Origin of the sequence: Rhodococcus sp. UYP9 (genome assembly GCF_040547235.1) — a bacterium.
Taxonomy (GTDB): Bacteria; Actinomycetota; Actinomycetes; order Mycobacteriales; family Mycobacteriaceae; genus Rhodococcoides.
In genome coordinates this window covers 318,355-332,992 of the sequence record NZ_JBEPPH010000004.1, presented here as the reverse complement: position 1 = coordinate 332,992, position 14,638 = coordinate 318,355, and the positions used below count along the sequence as shown (strand labels likewise).

Sequence of the window (14,638 nt, the reverse complement as noted above, 5' to 3'; positions counted from 1 at the left end):
TGGTCTACGACCACAAGTCGTAAGAACTAAATTACCCGCACACAACTGTCGAGGAGTCAACAGACATGGCCTTCTCCGTCCAGATGCCAGCTCTTGGTGAGAGCGTCACCGAGGGAACTGTCACCAGGTGGCTCAAACAGGAGGGCGACACCGTCGAGGTCGACGAGCCGTTGCTCGAAGTGTCCACCGACAAGGTCGACACCGAAATCCCGTCCCCCGCTGCTGGTGTTCTGACGAAGATCGTGGCACAGGAAGACGACACCGTCGAAATCGGCGCCGAGCTCGCTCAGATCGGCGAAGCCGGCGAGGCTTCCGGGTCTTCCTCCGAGCCCGAGCCCGCTGCCGAAGAGCCCGCCGCCGAACCTGTGGCTGCTGCAGAACCGGAGCCGCAGGCCGAGGAAGAAGCACCGGCACAGAGTGCGCCGGCCGCGAGCTCCGACTCCAGCTCTTCTGGTACCCCGATCAAGATGCCGGAGCTGGGCGAGTCGGTCACCGAAGGCACTGTCACGCGCTGGCTGAAGGCCGTAGGCGACGAAGTCGCCGTGGACGAGCCGCTGCTGGAGGTGTCCACCGACAAGGTCGACACCGAGATTCCTTCCCCGGTGGCGGGAACGCTCCTCGAGATCAGCGCCGAAGAAGACGACACTGTCGAAATCGGCGGCCAGTTGGCCGTGATCGGCACGGGCGCCCCTGCTGCCAAGGCTCCGGAGCCGGCAACGCCTGCTCCCAAGCAGGAAGCCCCCAAGCAGGAAGCCCCCAAGCAGGAAGCCCCCAAGCAAGAAGCCCCCAAGCAAGAAGCCCCCAAGCAAGAAGCCCCCAAGCAGGAATCTGCGAAGGCTCCCTCCGCAGACGCATCCCCTTACGTCACGCCGCTGGTTCGTAAGCTCGCAACGGACAACGACGTGGACTTGTCCACGGTCAAGGGCACCGGCGTCGGCGGACGAGTCCGTAAGCAGGACGTCCTTGCAGCCGCCGAGGCGAAGAAGGCTCCGGCCGCTCCCTCTGCTGCTCCGGCCGCCGAGTCGAAGCCTGCCGCACCGGCTACAGCCGGAGTGCGACCAGAACTGGCGCATCTACGCGGAACCACACAGAAGATGAACCGCATTCGCCAGATCACAGCGAAGAAGACACGCGAGTCTCTTCAGTCCTCTGCTCAGCTGACTCAGACCTTCGAGGTCGATGTCACCCGGGTAGCAGGTCTGCGTGCCAAGGCCAAGGCCAAGTTCCAGGAGAACGAAGGCGTCAATCTGACGTACCTTCCGTTCTTCGCGAAGGCGGTTGTCGAAGCCCTCAAGGCTCACCCGAATGTCAACGCCAGCATCAACGAAGAAGCCAAGGAGATCACCTATCACTCCGAGGTTCACCTCGGTATCGCTGTGGACACCGAGCAGGGCTTGCTGTCCCCTGTCATCCACAACGCGGGCGACCTCTCCTTGGCTGGTCTTGCCCGGGCGATCAACGACATCGCCACTCGTGCTCGATCCGGTGGCCTGAAGCCCGACGAGTTGTCCGGTGGCACGTTCACGATCACCAATATCGGCAGTCAGGGCGCGTTGTTCGATACCCCGATCCTGGTACCGCCACAGGCAGCCATGCTCGGCACGGGCGCGATCGTCAAGCGTCCCGTCGTGGTCAAGGACGACGCTGGCAACGAGTCCATCGGTGTCCGGTCGATGTGCTACCTGCCACTGACCTATGACCATCGGCTGGTCGACGGCGCGGACGCAGGCCGTTTCCTGAGCACCATCAAGCAGCGGCTCGAGATCGCATCGTTCGAAGCGGACCTAGGTCTCTAGAGCGGGTCGAAAGGCGAGCAGTCTGTACTGTGGACTGCAGGTGAGCCAAGGTTCAGCGCTCGGCCGATCCTCGAATCAACGGGGACCGAACTAACAGTGTCGGGGCATCATCCGCTTGGCGGATGATGCCCCGGTTCTGTCGAGGAGGCTTTCGAATTCATGCGTGTAGTCATTGCGGGTTCATCCGGATTGATCGGTACCGCGCTGGTCGCGTCGTTGCGAGGCAAGGGGCACGAGGTTGCCAGATTGGTTCGTAGAGCACCTGCCGGTCCGGACGAGTTCGAGTGGGACCCGCCGCAGGGATCGTTGAACGATCGCGCGTTGCGTGGTGCAGACGCAGTTGTCAACCTTTGTGGGGTTGGCATCGGAGACAAGCGTTGGTCGGGCGCCTACAAGCAGAAGGTGCGCGACAGTCGGATAACTCCCACCGAGGTGCTGGCGGAGAACTGCGCAAAGTTTCAGGTTCCGACACTGGTCAATGCCAGTGGGATCAACTTCTACGGCGATACCGGCGACCGGGTGGTCGACGAAACGGCCCGTGTCGGCGAGGGGTTTCTGGCGGAAGTGTGTCGAGACTGGGAGAACGCGACTTCGGCCGCTACTTCCGGCGGAGTCCGCACCATCATGCTGCGCAGCGGCGTGGTCTTGTCGCAACGCGGCGGAATGCTGGACAAGCTGAGGCCTCTCTATTTGATGGCGCTCGGCGGACGCCTCGGCAGCGGACGGCAGTACTTTCCGTGGATCTCACTCGAGGACGAGATCGCGGCCACGATTCATGGCATCGAGAACGCGTCGGTATCGGGCCCGGTCAACATGGTCGGGCCAGCCCCAGTCACCAACGCGCAGTTCAACAGCGCCATGGCCCGTGCCGTCCATAGGCCTGCGCCCTGGGCTGTACCGGGCTTCGCCTTGAAAGCGATCATCGGCGAATTTGCCCAGGAAGCAATTCTGACCGGACCTCGCGCTATCCCGAAGGTGTTGGAAGACACGGGATTCGTTTTTGCGCACAACACGATCGGCGAGGCACTGCGAGTAGCTGTCGGTCGCTGACTCGGCGTAGCGTGCCTGGCATGACAAACGCGGGAATCTCCGCACGGGAGAGTTCGGATCCGGTCGACGTCCGGAGACTCGGTCGCATCGACTACCTCGAGGCGTGGGCACGTCAGCGCGAACTCGCCGACATGCGTGCCGAGGGGCAGGGGTTCGACACACTACTTGTCCTCGAGCATCCGCCGGTGTTCACTGCCGGCAGGCGTACGGCCCCCGAGGACCGTCCGCGCGACGGCGCACCTGTCATCGAGGTCGATCGCGGCGGCAAGATCACCTGGCACGGTCCGGGACAGCTCGTCGGATACCCGATCATTCGCCTCGCACAGCCCATCGACGTCGTGAAGTATGTGCGCCGGATCGAAGAAGCGCTCATTTCCGTATGCACCGAGATGGGTATCACTTGTGGCCGCATCGACGGCCGCTCCGGTGTGTGGTTGGCCGCAGGACACAGTGTCGCGGACGATTCGAATGACGGGCCGTGGTTGCCGGAGCGGAAGATCGCAGCCATAGGTGTACGCGTTCAGCGAGGTGTGACTCTGCATGGCTTCTCACTCAACTGCAATGCGTCCATGGCCGGCTTCGACGCGATCGTGCCCTGTGGGATCGCCGACGCGGGTGTGACCTCATTGTCCGCGGAACTTGGCCGAAACGTCACTGTCGACGACGTCGAACCCGCCGTCACCGAGGCCGTTCTGGCTGCTCTGGACGGCGGATTGCCAGTGACCGAACACGACGTCGCGCGCCCCTTGCTGGAGTCGGTCACCAGTAACCCGCACTTCACCACCACGAAGTTCGGCGCGTAGCATCGAACGTGTGACTGTGGCTCCAGAAACACCCTCGAACGCTGCGCCGTCCCTCGGGTCATCCCCCGACACTTCGCTCACCGCCAGCACCCCACTCGCCCCACCCGGACGCAAATTGCTTCGCCTCGAAATCCGAAACGCGGAGACACCGATCGAACGTAAGCCCAACTGGATCAAGACCAAGGCCAAGATGGGCCCGGAGTACACCGAACTCAAGGGTTTGGTCAAGCGCGAGGGTCTGCACACCGTCTGCGAAGAGGCCGGCTGCCCCAACATCTACGAGTGCTGGGAAGACCGTGAGGCGACGTTCCTCATCGGCGGTGAACAGTGCACTCGCCGTTGCGATTTCTGTCAGATCGATACCGGCAAGCCCGACGACCTCGACCGCGACGAGCCCCGGCGTGTCGCGGAAAGCGTTCAGGCCATGGGCCTGCGCTACTCGACGATCACCGGAGTGGCGCGCGACGACCTCGAAGACGGCGGCGCTTGGCTGTACGCCGAAACGGTCCGTTACATCAAGAAGTTGAACCCCAACACCGGCGTCGAATTGTTGATTCCGGACTTCAATGCCAAGCCCGATCAGTTGGCCGAGGTCTTCTCTTCGCGACCGGAAGTTCTTGCGCACAATGTAGAAACGGTTCCGCGTATCTTCAAGCGAATCCGCCCGGCTTTCCGCTACCAGCGATCCATGGACGTCATCACCGCAGCTCGAGACGACGGCCTGGTCACCAAGTCCAACTTGATCCTCGGTATGGGCGAGACTCCGGAAGAAGTACAGGAGGCTATTCGCGACCTGCACGAGGCAGGCTGCGACATTCTCACCATTACCCAGTACCTGCGCCCGTCGCCACGCCACCACCCAGTGGAGCGGTGGGTCAAGCCCGAAGAGTTCGTCGAGCATTCCGATTACGCCACCGAGGTGGGTTTCGCCGGGGTGCTGGCAGGGCCGCTGGTCCGCTCTTCGTACCGGGCAGGGCGCCTGTACGCACAAGCGACGCAGCATCACGGTCGCGTACTCCCCGAGAGCATGAGTCACTTGGTGGACGGTGGCGAAGCTTCTCAGGAGGCAAGTTCGTTGATTGCTCGTCTCGCTGCTCGCTAGGCATCGAACCGGCTAGCGATGCACGTGACTTCAGCGCCGACACGTATCCTGTGAAGCATGGCGAACGGCGGTAAAGCGGGCAAAGCAGGTAAGCCCAGCAAAGAAGCAAAAGCGGCAGCGAAAGCTGCCCGTAAGCAGGCATCGAAAGAGCGTCGCGGCCAGTTGTGGCAGGCGTTCAACATGCAGCGCAAGGAAGACAAGCTTCTTCTGCCGCTGATGATCGGCGCCATCGTCGGTATCGGTCTGGTGCTGTTTCTGATCGGCTTGATCTTCGGTCTGCAGTGGTTCCTACTGCCCATCGGACTACTCGTCGGAGTGCTCGTGGCATTCATCATCTTCGGGCGTCGAGTCCAGAAGTCGGTGTACACCAAGGCAGACGGGCAGGCGGGCGCAGCTGCGTGGGCTTTGGACAACTTGCAGGGATCCTGGCGCGTGACCAACGCGATTGCCGGCACGACTCAGCTCGACGCAGTGCACCGCGTCATCGGCAAACCCGGGATCATTCTCGTCGCGGAAGGCGCGCCCCAGCGTGTGAAATCACTTCTCGCCCAAGAGAAGAAGAAGACCGCGCGGATCGTCGGCGACACCCCGATCTACGACATCGTCGTCGGCAACGGGGAGAACCAGGTTCCGCTGTCCGGTCTCCAGAAGTATCTGACGAAGCTGCCCAAGAACATCGACAGCAAGCGCATGGACACCATCGAGTCCAGACTCTCGGCACTCGGCACCAAGAGTGGTCCCGCGATGCCGAAGGGACCGCTCCCCGGCGGCGCCAAGATGAAGGGCGTTCAGCGGACGATCAAACGTCGCTGATCGCTAGCGAACCCGCACCATCGCGGTGCCCGTCGCCCGGTCGTGCATACCGCGACCGTCGTGGTCCGAGATCACGGCCGGGACGACAAAGATGATGAAGAACGTTCGAACCAGTGCACGCACGAATCCGACGCGGGCCTGCGCATCCACCCGCGCCACCTGAATTCCGGCGACCAGCTGACCTGGCGTGAACGAAAAAATACTCACCGAGCCGACGCCGAGAACGAACCAGACCAGCAAGGTCAAGCTGGACACCTGGATCGCGGCCCCGGTCGCGCCGACGATCAGTGCCGACACTCCCATCGACATCAACCAGTCCAGCAACAATGCGCCGGAACGACGGCCGAGCCCTGCTATCGCGCCGGGCCCTTCCGCTGGGAGTCCGAGTCGCTCTCCTGGAAACTTCTGCTCGGTTCCGTCCTCGGATCGAGCAGCCGAGGGTCCGGACAACCAAGAACCTGTCATTCGTGCCATGGACACCAGGATAGGCGCCGACGTGAATACCCGGATCGGCCGTCACCGTAGTGTGTGCGGTGAGCACGATTCTTTTTCTTCTGCACGCCGAGAGAGTGTCGCGGCTCACTCGAGTACACGCACTGATCGAAACGACGTGTAACACGGGCGAAACACAAGCTTGACCGGCGGGCAACACCAGGTCCATAACGTTTGGTCGACGGACTCAACAAAGGAGCAACAGCGTGGCGTTCAGCACGGCCGAAGAGGTCATCAAATTCATCGCCGACGAAAGTATTGAATACGTCGACATCCGTTTCACGGATCTGCCAGGTATTCAGCAGCACTTCTCGATCCCGGCTTCTGCATTCACGCAGGATGTCTTCGAAGACGGCCTCGCGTTCGACGGTTCGTCCGTTCGCGGCTTCCAGTCGATTCACGAATCGGACATGATGCTTCTGCCCGACGTGTCGACGGCGCAGGTCGACCCCTTCCGGGCCGCGAAGACGTTGAATATGAACTTCTTCGTTCACGATCCGTTCACCCGCGAGTCCTACAGCCGCGACCCGCGCAACGTCGCACGTAAGGCAGAGGAGTACTTGCTCTCCACCGGCATCGCGGATACTGCGTTCTTCGGCGCCGAAGCCGAGTTCTACATCTTCGACTCGGTCAATTACGACTCGAGCATCAATGGCGCCTACTACGAACTCGACTCCATTGCGGGTTCGTGGAACACCGGCAAGAAGACGAACGCCGACGGCAGCCCCAACCTTGGTTACAAGGTCCGCGCCAAGGGCGGGTACTTCCCAGTGGCTCCGTACGACCACTTCGTCGATCTTCGCGACGAAATCTCCACGAACCTCACGAACGCGGGCTTCGAACTCGAGCGCGGACACTCCGAGGTCGGTACCGGCGGCCAGCAGGAGATCAACTACAAGTTCAATACGCTGCTCGCTGCTGCGGACGATTTGCAGCTGTTCAAGTACATCGTGAAGAACACCGCTTGGAAGAACGGCAAATCGGCGACCTTCATGCCGAAGCCCCTCTTCGGCGACAACGGCTCGGGCATGCACGTGCACCAGTCGCTGTGGAAGGACGGCAAGCCCCTCTTCCACGACGAGGCCGGATATGCCGGACTGTCGGATCTGGCTCGCCACTACATCGGCGGCATTCTCCATCACGCACCGTCGCTGCTGGCGTTCACCAACCCGACCGTCAACTCGTACCACCGTCTGGTGCCGGGCTACGAAGCCCCCATCAACCTCGTGTACAGCCAGCGGAACCGTTCGGCCGCAGTTCGAATCCCGATCACGGGAAACAACCCGAAGGCCAAGCGCGCGGAATTCCGCGCACCGGACTCCTCGGGCAACCCGTACCTCAACTTCGCCGCCCAGATGATGGCCGGCCTGGACGGGATCAAGAACAAGATCGAGCCGCTGGCTCCGGTCGACAAGGATCTCTACGAGTTGCCGCCCGAGGAAGCCAAGAACATTCCTCAGGCACCGACGTCGCTGGAGACTGTCATCGACCGCCTCGAGGCCGATCACGAGTACCTGACCGAGGGTGGCGTCTTCACCACGGACCTGATCGAGACCTGGATTTCGCTCAAGCGCGAGCAGGAAATTGCTCCGATCAACCTGCGGCCGCACCCGTACGAGTTCAACCTGTACTACGACGTGTGATCCACACTCTGCGTTGACGTGTGATCCACAGGTAGCGTTCGCTTCACCAGAGCCACCCGCCCTTGCCATAGAGCAGGGCGGGTGGCTCTGTTCGTGGGCATGGTTGTGTGTACGCACGGTAACGACTTGCGTGAAACGGGTTTGAATCCGGGTGACATCAGCCATTCTCGAACAGAAAGACTGGCACGGATTCTCCAAAGAAACCGTGTATACGGGAAGTTGGTGGGTTTACCTTCAATGGACGCACTCTGGAATTTCGTCTCCGGACGACGACAACAGTTGCTGACAGATTCGTATCTCCACGTCTCTGCCGTCATCCAGTCGATCATCATCGCTACGATCATCGCGGTCATCGTGGGAATTGCGGTCTACCGCTCCCCCGCGGGATCCGCGATCGCGACGGCGCTGGCCAGCACGATTCTGACCATCCCCTCCTTCGCCCTCCTCGGATTGTTGATTCCGATCCTCGGGTTGGGGGTGGCTCCGACCATCACGGCACTGGTCCTGTACGCGCTCTTGCCGATCGTCAGAAATACGATCATCGGCCTCGCAGCGGTCGATCCCGCCGTCACCGATGCTGCTCGCGGAGTCGGTTTGAACCGTGCCCGGATTCTCGCTCGGATCGAGATGCCGTTGGCGTGGCCGTCGATCTTGGCAGGCATGCGAGTCAGTACGCAGATGATCTTCGGCATCCTCGCCATTGCGGCGTACGCGAAGGGCCCCGGACTCGGCAACCTCATCTTTTCGGGCCTGTCCCGCGTCGGTAGCCCCACCGCTGTTCCTCAAGCACTGGTCGGCACCGTTCTGATCGTCATTCTCGCCTTGATTGTCGACGGCATCCTCGTTCTCGTCGGCCGTCTTACAACCTCGAAGGGCATCGCGTGACCCCAACAGCGAACAATCAGAATGTCTCGGGCGTCGATATCGTCCTCGAGTCCGTCAGTAAGCGCTATCCCGGCCAGAAGGCTGCAGCGGTGGACAACGTGTCGTTGACCGTCCCTGCAGGTGAGATCGTCGTCTTCGTCGGGCCTTCCGGTTGCGGCAAGACCACCACGATGCGCATGATCAACCGACTCATCGAGCCCTCCTCGGGAAAAATCACCATCGACGGTAAAGACGCTTTGTCGATCGACCCGGACGAGTTGCGACGGGGAATCGGTTACTCGATTCAGCAGGCCGGGCTGTTTCCGCACCTGACGATCGCAAAGAACGTCGGGACGGTGCCTGGGTTGATCGGGTGGGACAAGAAGAGGATCGCGGCTCGGACGGACGAGATGCTCGACCTCGTGGGACTGGATCCGGATACCTATCGCGATCGCTATCCGCGTCAGCTGTCCGGTGGCCAGCAACAGCGCGTCGGTGTCGCGCGAGCGCTCGCAGCTGATCCGCCCGTGCTGTTGATGGACGAGCCCTTCGGTGCGGTGGACCCGATAACCCGAGGGCTGCTCCAGGACGAGTTGATGCGACTGCAGTCCGAGCTCGGCAAGACGATCGTCTTCGTCACCCACGACTTCAACGAGGCAGTCAAGCTCGGTGACCGCATTGCGGTCCTGGGTGACCGCTCGACGATCGAGCAATACGACACTCCGGAGGCGATCCTGGCGAACCCTGCCAGCGACATGGTGGCTGGGTTCGTGGGCGCGGACGCGTCGCTGAAACAGCTGACGCTCACCCGAATCCGTGATGTTCGCCTGATCCAATGTCCCACCGCGAAGGAAAGCGATCCGGTGGACGCGATCCGTGCGAAGATCGCGACCCGCAAGTGGCCGTGGGGATTGATTCTGGACGACCGAAACAGGCCGCTGCGTTGGGTCGGTCCCGCTCATTTGGCACACGCGTCCTCGCTGCGAGGAATCGGTCAACCGATCGGCGAGCTCGTATCCATTCAGTCCACGCTCCAAGATGGGTTGGAAGCGCTTCTCGCCGAAAGCACCGCGTCGACGGTCGTCACCGGCCTCCGCGGTGAGTACGTCGGGTTGATCTCGATCGATGTTCTCGTCGGCCACCTGCAGCAGATGCGCGAAGCCCATGAGCACGATCACGACGACGACGACGACGACGCCGATGCCGACGCAGTCAGCGGGGAGTTGCCCGCATGACTGCATCCGTGGACAGTCTCCTCGCGGCCGAGATGGACGCGGCACCGGACGAAGGTGCCTCGGAGCGCAATGCTGTCAAACGCGCCGATCGCCTACGCCTATTGGTGCAACCCGCCATCGTTCTGATTCTGGTTGTCGGCGTGCTCGTCTGGGCCTTCAGTCGTGATCTGACCGCGACTCAACAGGGCAGCATCACTGCGAGCAACCTCGCTACGCTCACCTGGCAGCATATTTTGCTCACTGCAGCAGTCGTGATCATCGTCGTCATCATCGCCGTCCCGCTCGGAACTCTGCTCACCCGACCCGGATACACCCGTCTCGCACCATTTTTCGTGGGTATCGCCAACGTCGGCGCCGCTGCACCTGCAGTGGGTTTGCTGGTCCTCTTCTACCTGGCGACGCGTCAGACAGGTTTCTGGATCGGCGTACTGCCCATCGCCTTCTATTCGCTGCTTCCGGTATTGCGCAATACGATTCTGGGATACCAGGAGGTCGACAAGACACTCATCGATGCCGGCCGCGGTCAAGGGATGTCCTCGCTGACAGTGCTCCGCAGGCTCGAGTTCCCGATGGCAGTGCCGTACATTCTCGCCGGCCTACGCACCTCCCTGGTCCTCGCGGTCGGAACAGCGACGCTGTGTTTCCTCGTGAGCGCAGGTGGACTCGGCATTCTCATCGACACCGGATACAAGTTGCGCGACAACGTCACCTTGGTGACCGGCGCCGTACTTGCTGTATCCCTGGCACTGTTCGTCGATTGGCTCGGCGCTTTGGCCGAGCAGTTCCTGGGCCCCAAAGGATTACGATGAAGAAGACGACCACCGTATTCGCACTCGCCATGGCGGGGGCTCTTCTGGCCGGCTGCGGACTCGAATCCGGGGGCGCGGTTCCGCTCTCGGTCGGTCCGGGAAGCATCCAGCCGGTCCCCGAACTCGAGGGCGTCAAGATGACCGTCGGTTCCAAGGACTTCACCGAACAGATCACTCTCGGCTACATAATCGAGTTCGCGATGGCCGCCGCTGGTGCCGAGGTCCGAGATCTGACCAACATTCAGGGCTCGAACAGCACACGTGACGCCCAGTTGAACGGCCAGATCGATCTGACCTACGAGTACACCGGTACCGGATGGATCAACTATCTGGGCAACGAGACACCACTACCCGACTCGACCGAGCAGTACGAAGCGGTGCGCGATGCCGACCTCGCGGCAAACGACATGGTGTGGGAGCCTCCCGCCCCGATGAACAACACCTACGCGCTTGCGATGAACAAGCAGACCGCGGCAGAAACGGGTGTCAAGACGCTGTCGGACTACGCCAACCTTGTTCGAACCAACCCGTCCGCGGCCACGACCTGCGTCGAAACCGAGTTCAACGTTCGTCAGGACGGCTACCCCGGCATGGCCGCAAAGTACGAGTTCGATCCGAATCTCGCGCCTCGGCAGATTTTGCAGACCGGCATCATCTATCAGGCCACCGCCGACGGGACTCAGTGCAAGTTCGGTGAGGTGTTCACTACCGACGGACGCATCATTGCACTCGATCTCGTTCTACTCGAAGATGATCGATCCTTCTTTCCCAAGTACAACCCGTCACTGATCATGAAGAAGGACTTCGCCGATGCCCATCCCGAGGTGCAGGAAGTCATGGCGCCGATCACCGCGAAGCTCGACGATAAGGTCATGACCGAATTGAACCGCCAGGTGGACGTCGAGGGCAAGGAGCCCGCCGACGTCGCACGCGACTGGCTCGTCTCGGAAGGTTTCGTCACCACCGGCTGAACAACGGTGGAGTGGTCAGGCTCCGAAGGTCCGCTCCACCACAGCCTTTGCTCGACGCGTCACACGGAGGTAGTTGTCGAGGAACTCCCCCGCATCGGCGTTCTTCCACCCGGCCACCTTTGCGACGGCGGAGAGAACATGCCCCGGTGCAGGGAGTTGGTCCGTCGGCTTTCCGCGCACGAGTACGAGTGCGTTGCGTGCCTTCGTTGCGAGAATCCATGCTTCGCGCAATAGTTCGACGTCGGTCTCGCTCATCAACTCGGCCGCGCCGATTGCGTCGAGAGTTTGCAGAGTCGAGGTGTTGTGCAGCGATGGCACATTGTGCGCATGCCTGAGTTGGATGAGCTGCACCGTCCACTCGATGTCGGCGAGCCCCCCTCTACCCAGTTTGGTGTGGGTGGCGGGGTCGGCGCCCTTCGGCAGACGTTCGGAGTCGATTCGTGCCTTGATGCGGCGAATTTCTCGTACGGACTCCTGCGAGACGCCGCCTTCCGGATATCGAATCTTGTCGACCATGAGCAGAAACTTGATGCCGAGATCCTGATCGCCGGCAACCTGGTGGGCCCGCAGGAGTGCTTGAACTTCCCAGGCCTGAGCCCACTGCGCGTAGTACGCCTTGTACGACGCGAGAGTCCTGACCACCGGCCCGTTTCGGCCTTCCGGCCGCAAACCGGTGTCCACCTCCAACGGTGGGTCGGTACTCGGCGCACCGAGTAACTTACGAATCCGATCGGCAATACTGTTGGCCCACTTGACGGCGACACTGTCGTCGGAGCCCTCGACGGGTTCGCATACGAACAACACATCTGCATCGCTGCCGTAGCCGAGTTCTCCGCCGCCGAGTCGGCCCATACCGATCACAGCCAGGCTGGCAGGGGCAGGCTCCCCACGTTCGGCTTCGCTCGCCCGAATGGCAGCTGCCAGTGCAGCGTTGATCACCGCGGCCCATACCGAGGACAAAGCCGTGCACACCTGCGGCACATCGAGCATGCCGAGGATGTCGGCCGACGCTACCCGCGCGAGCTCGTGTCTACGCAGAGCCCGCGCGGCGTCGATGGCACGAACCGGATCGTCATACCGACCCGAAGACGACAGGATCGCTCGATACGTTTCCTCGGGTTCGACGTCGAGAAGCCTCGGTCCGGTCGGTCCGTCGGCGAAGAGTCTGATGACCTCGGGAGCTTTGATGAGCAGATCCGGCACGTAGGCCGAGGATCCGAGCACGATCATCAAACGCTGAGCGACGGCACCTTCGTCGCGCAGTATCCGCAGAAACCAGGTTTGGTCCGTAGTGGCCTCGCAGAGCCGCCGGTAGTTGAGTAGGCCGGCGTCCGAGTCCGGGGTATCGGCCAGCCATTCGAGAAGTGTCGGCAGCAGCACCGCTTGAATCTGGCCACGTCGTGAGCCTGAACCGACGAGCGCGCGCAGGTGCCCTATCGCGTTCTGAGGCGCGGCGAATCCCAGCGCGGAGAGTTGGCGCACGGCGGCTTCCGGAGTCAGCCTGACGGTGTCGGAATCGAACCGTACGACGGAATCGAGTAGGGGTCGATAGAACAGTTTCGCGTGCAACCTGCGAATCCGGAGCGCGTTGCGTTTGATCTCGGCAGTCAGCACTCCGAGTGCGTCACGATTGCCGTCGGGGCGCATATGCGCTGCTCGGGCGAGCCAGCGCAGCGCTTCCTCGTCGTCCGGTGGTGGAAGCGTGTGGGTTCGCTTCATCCGCTGAAGCTGCAGACGGTGTTCGAGTAGTCGCAGGAATTCGTAGGACGCGGTCAGGTTCGCGGCGTCGTCGCGCCCAACGTATCCCCCGTCGCTGAGCGCGACCAGGGCATCCACAGTGCCGAGAACTCGGAGAGTTTCGTCGGTGCGGCCGTGGACGAGTTGCAGCAGCTGTACTGCGAATTCGACATCCCGCAGGCTTCCGCGACCGAGTTTGATCTCGCGTTCACGGAGCTCGGGTGGGACCATCTCCTCGACGCGACGGCGCATCGCGCGGACCTCGGGAACGAAATCCTCTCGCTGCGAGGCCAACCACACCATCGGGTTGAGTGCGGCGACGTAGCTGTGACCGAGCTCGAGGTTCCCGGTCATCGGACGTGCTTTGAGCAGAGCCTGGAACTCCCACGTCTTGGCCCACCGCTTGTAGTAGGCGACATGCGAATCGAGGGTGCGGACCAGTTCGCCACGCTTCCCCTCCGGTCGAAGCGCTGCATCGACCTCGAAGAACGCCGAGGAGCCGATCCGCATCATTTCGCCCGCGATCCGACTGGAAACCGCATCCGCAGGTTCGGCCACGAATACGACGTCGACGTCGGAGACGTAATTGAGCTCTCGCGCACCGCATTTGCCCATTGCGATCACGGCGAGTCGGGTCGGCATCGGATCGTCCGGGCAGACTGTCGCGACGGCGACAGCCAGCGCTGCGGTCAAGGCGGCGTCCGCCATGTCGGAGAGCTGATTTCCCACGAGCTGGTACGGCACGACGGGCTCGTTCTCCACGGTGGCAGCGAGATCCGCCGCGGCGAGAACCATCACTTGGTCACGGTAGGTTTTACGCAGTGCGACAACGGCATCGGGTCCGGTAAGACCCGCCCGGTACAACTCCGGTGAGGCATTCGGACCGGTCTCGGGCACTGCGTCGACAGCGGCCAGGAGTTCGTCGGTGAGCTGCTGCTTGCTGGGTAGTTCCACTCGCGCGGACGGACCCACGGCGCGGCCTTCGGGTGTGCTGAGCCGACGCCAGGTATCCGGATCGGAAACAAGGTGATCGGCAAGCGCGCTCGAGGCACCGCAGAGACCCAACAATCGACCGCGAAGGCCCTTGTCCGAACGCAAGGCCTGGTCGACTTCGGAGAAGTCGTCGCCGAGCAAATCCTGCAGCCTCGTCAGTGTCCGCAGCGCGAGATCCGCGTTGGCTGCACGCGACAACGACCACAGCAGTTCGAGACTGTTCTCGTCGACCCACCCGAGCTTCTGTAGATCAGCGGGCGCAGTGGCCTCGACCAGACCGAGACGTCCTGGCCCTGGGACGATCGAACGTGATGTCGGTGGACGCACCAT

At 62.1% G+C, this 14,638-nt stretch carries 12 protein-coding genes; 10 read left to right on the top strand and 2 right to left on the bottom strand.

Annotated features, from left to right (window positions below; genetic code table 11):
* Positions 1-65 precede the first annotated feature (65 nt).
* The 5 genes from sucB to ABIB36_RS14325 all read left to right on the top strand — a co-directional run bounded on the left by sucB (position 66) and on the right by ABIB36_RS14325 (position 5,564).
* Positions 66-1,796 (top strand): 2-oxoglutarate dehydrogenase, E2 component, dihydrolipoamide succinyltransferase, encoded by a 1,731-nt coding sequence (gene sucB / locus ABIB36_RS14345; RefSeq protein ID WP_354562026.1) that lies wholly within the window; start codon positions 66-68, stop codon positions 1,794-1,796.
* Positions 1,797-1,955: 159 nt separating this feature from the next.
* Positions 1,956-2,846, top strand: a complete 891-nt coding sequence (locus tag ABIB36_RS14340) for a TIGR01777 family oxidoreductase (RefSeq protein WP_354562023.1) — start codon at positions 1,956-1,958, stop codon at positions 2,844-2,846.
* Between the two features lie 20 nt (positions 2,847-2,866).
* On the top strand, positions 2,867-3,649 hold the full coding sequence (gene lipB, locus ABIB36_RS14335) for a lipoyl(octanoyl) transferase LipB (RefSeq protein WP_354562021.1): 783 nt from the start codon (positions 2,867-2,869) through the stop codon (positions 3,647-3,649).
* Positions 3,650-3,659: 10 nt separating this feature from the next.
* Positions 3,660-4,751, top strand: a complete 1,092-nt coding sequence (gene lipA, locus ABIB36_RS14330; protein ID WP_502944937.1) for a lipoyl synthase — start codon at positions 3,660-3,662, stop codon at positions 4,749-4,751.
* Positions 4,752-4,808: 57 nt separating this feature from the next.
* Positions 4,809-5,564: a DUF4191 domain-containing protein gene (locus ABIB36_RS14325; protein WP_084346661.1), complete on the top strand. Its 756-nt coding sequence runs from the start codon at positions 4,809-4,811 to the stop codon at positions 5,562-5,564.
* Between the two features lie 3 nt (positions 5,565-5,567).
* Here the strand turns inward: ABIB36_RS14325 and ABIB36_RS14320 are convergent, their stop codons facing one another.
* Positions 5,568-6,038: an RDD family protein gene (locus tag ABIB36_RS14320; protein WP_084346662.1), complete on the bottom strand. Its 471-nt coding sequence runs from the start codon at positions 6,036-6,038 to the stop codon at positions 5,568-5,570.
* A 224-nt stretch (positions 6,039-6,262) separates the two neighbouring features.
* Between ABIB36_RS14320 and glnA the strand changes: the two genes are divergently transcribed.
* The 5 genes from glnA (at position 6,263) to ABIB36_RS14295 (ending at position 11,578) form a co-directional block, all read left to right on the top strand.
* Positions 6,263-7,699, top strand: a complete 1,437-nt coding sequence (gene glnA, locus ABIB36_RS14315; RefSeq protein ID WP_084346663.1) for a type I glutamate--ammonia ligase — start codon at positions 6,263-6,265, stop codon at positions 7,697-7,699.
* A gap of 237 nt (positions 7,700-7,936) precedes the next feature.
* On the top strand, positions 7,937-8,584 hold the full coding sequence (locus tag ABIB36_RS14310) for an ABC transporter permease (protein ID WP_084346664.1): 648 nt from the start codon (positions 7,937-7,939) through the stop codon (positions 8,582-8,584).
* Positions 8,581-9,798, top strand: a complete 1,218-nt coding sequence (locus ABIB36_RS14305) for an ABC transporter ATP-binding protein (protein WP_354562018.1) — start codon at positions 8,581-8,583, stop codon at positions 9,796-9,798. The genes ABIB36_RS14310 and ABIB36_RS14305 overlap by 4 nt, the downstream gene beginning before the upstream one ends.
* Before the next feature lie 32 nt (positions 9,799-9,830).
* Positions 9,831-10,607, top strand: coding sequence for an ABC transporter permease (locus tag ABIB36_RS14300; protein WP_354562261.1), 777 nt, complete (start codon positions 9,831-9,833; stop codon positions 10,605-10,607).
* Positions 10,604-11,578: a glycine betaine ABC transporter substrate-binding protein gene (locus tag ABIB36_RS14295; RefSeq protein WP_354562015.1), complete on the top strand. Its 975-nt coding sequence runs from the start codon at positions 10,604-10,606 to the stop codon at positions 11,576-11,578. Before ABIB36_RS14300 ends, ABIB36_RS14295 begins: the two co-directional genes overlap by 4 nt.
* A 15-nt stretch (positions 11,579-11,593) precedes the next feature.
* Here the strand turns inward: ABIB36_RS14295 and ABIB36_RS14290 are convergent, their stop codons facing one another.
* Complete coding sequence (locus ABIB36_RS14290; protein WP_354562013.1) at positions 11,594-14,638, bottom strand: bifunctional [glutamine synthetase] adenylyltransferase/[glutamine synthetase]-adenylyl-L-tyrosine phosphorylase; 3,045 nt, start codon at positions 14,636-14,638, stop codon at positions 11,594-11,596.

What these genes read in the sequence shown, in the direction of transcription:
- sucB (WP_354562026.1), top strand. Translation starts at nt 66, where the DNA reads ATGGCCTTCTCCGTCCAGATGCCAGCTCTTGGTGAGAGCGTCACCGAG.
- ABIB36_RS14295 (WP_354562015.1), top strand. Translation starts at nt 10,604, where the DNA reads ATGAAGAAGACGACCACCGTATTCGCACTCGCCATGGCGGGGGCTCTT.
- ABIB36_RS14310 (WP_084346664.1), top strand. Translation starts at nt 7,937, where the DNA reads ATGGACGCACTCTGGAATTTCGTCTCCGGACGACGACAACAGTTGCTG.
- ABIB36_RS14325 (WP_084346661.1), top strand. Translation starts at nt 4,809, where the DNA reads ATGGCGAACGGCGGTAAAGCGGGCAAAGCAGGTAAGCCCAGCAAAGAA.
- ABIB36_RS14300 (WP_354562261.1), top strand. Translation starts at nt 9,831, where the DNA reads ATGGACGCGGCACCGGACGAAGGTGCCTCGGAGCGCAATGCTGTCAAA.
- ABIB36_RS14320 (WP_084346662.1), bottom strand. Translation starts at nt 6,038, where the DNA reads ATGGCACGAATGACAGGTTCTTGGTTGTCCGGACCCTCGGCTGCTCGA.
- ABIB36_RS14290 (WP_354562013.1), bottom strand. Translation starts at nt 14,638, where the DNA reads ATGGTGCGTCCACCGACATCACGTTCGATCGTCCCAGGGCCAGGACGT.
- lipB (WP_354562021.1), top strand. Translation starts at nt 2,867, where the DNA reads ATGACAAACGCGGGAATCTCCGCACGGGAGAGTTCGGATCCGGTCGAC.
- ABIB36_RS14340 (WP_354562023.1), top strand. Translation starts at nt 1,956, where the DNA reads ATGCGTGTAGTCATTGCGGGTTCATCCGGATTGATCGGTACCGCGCTG.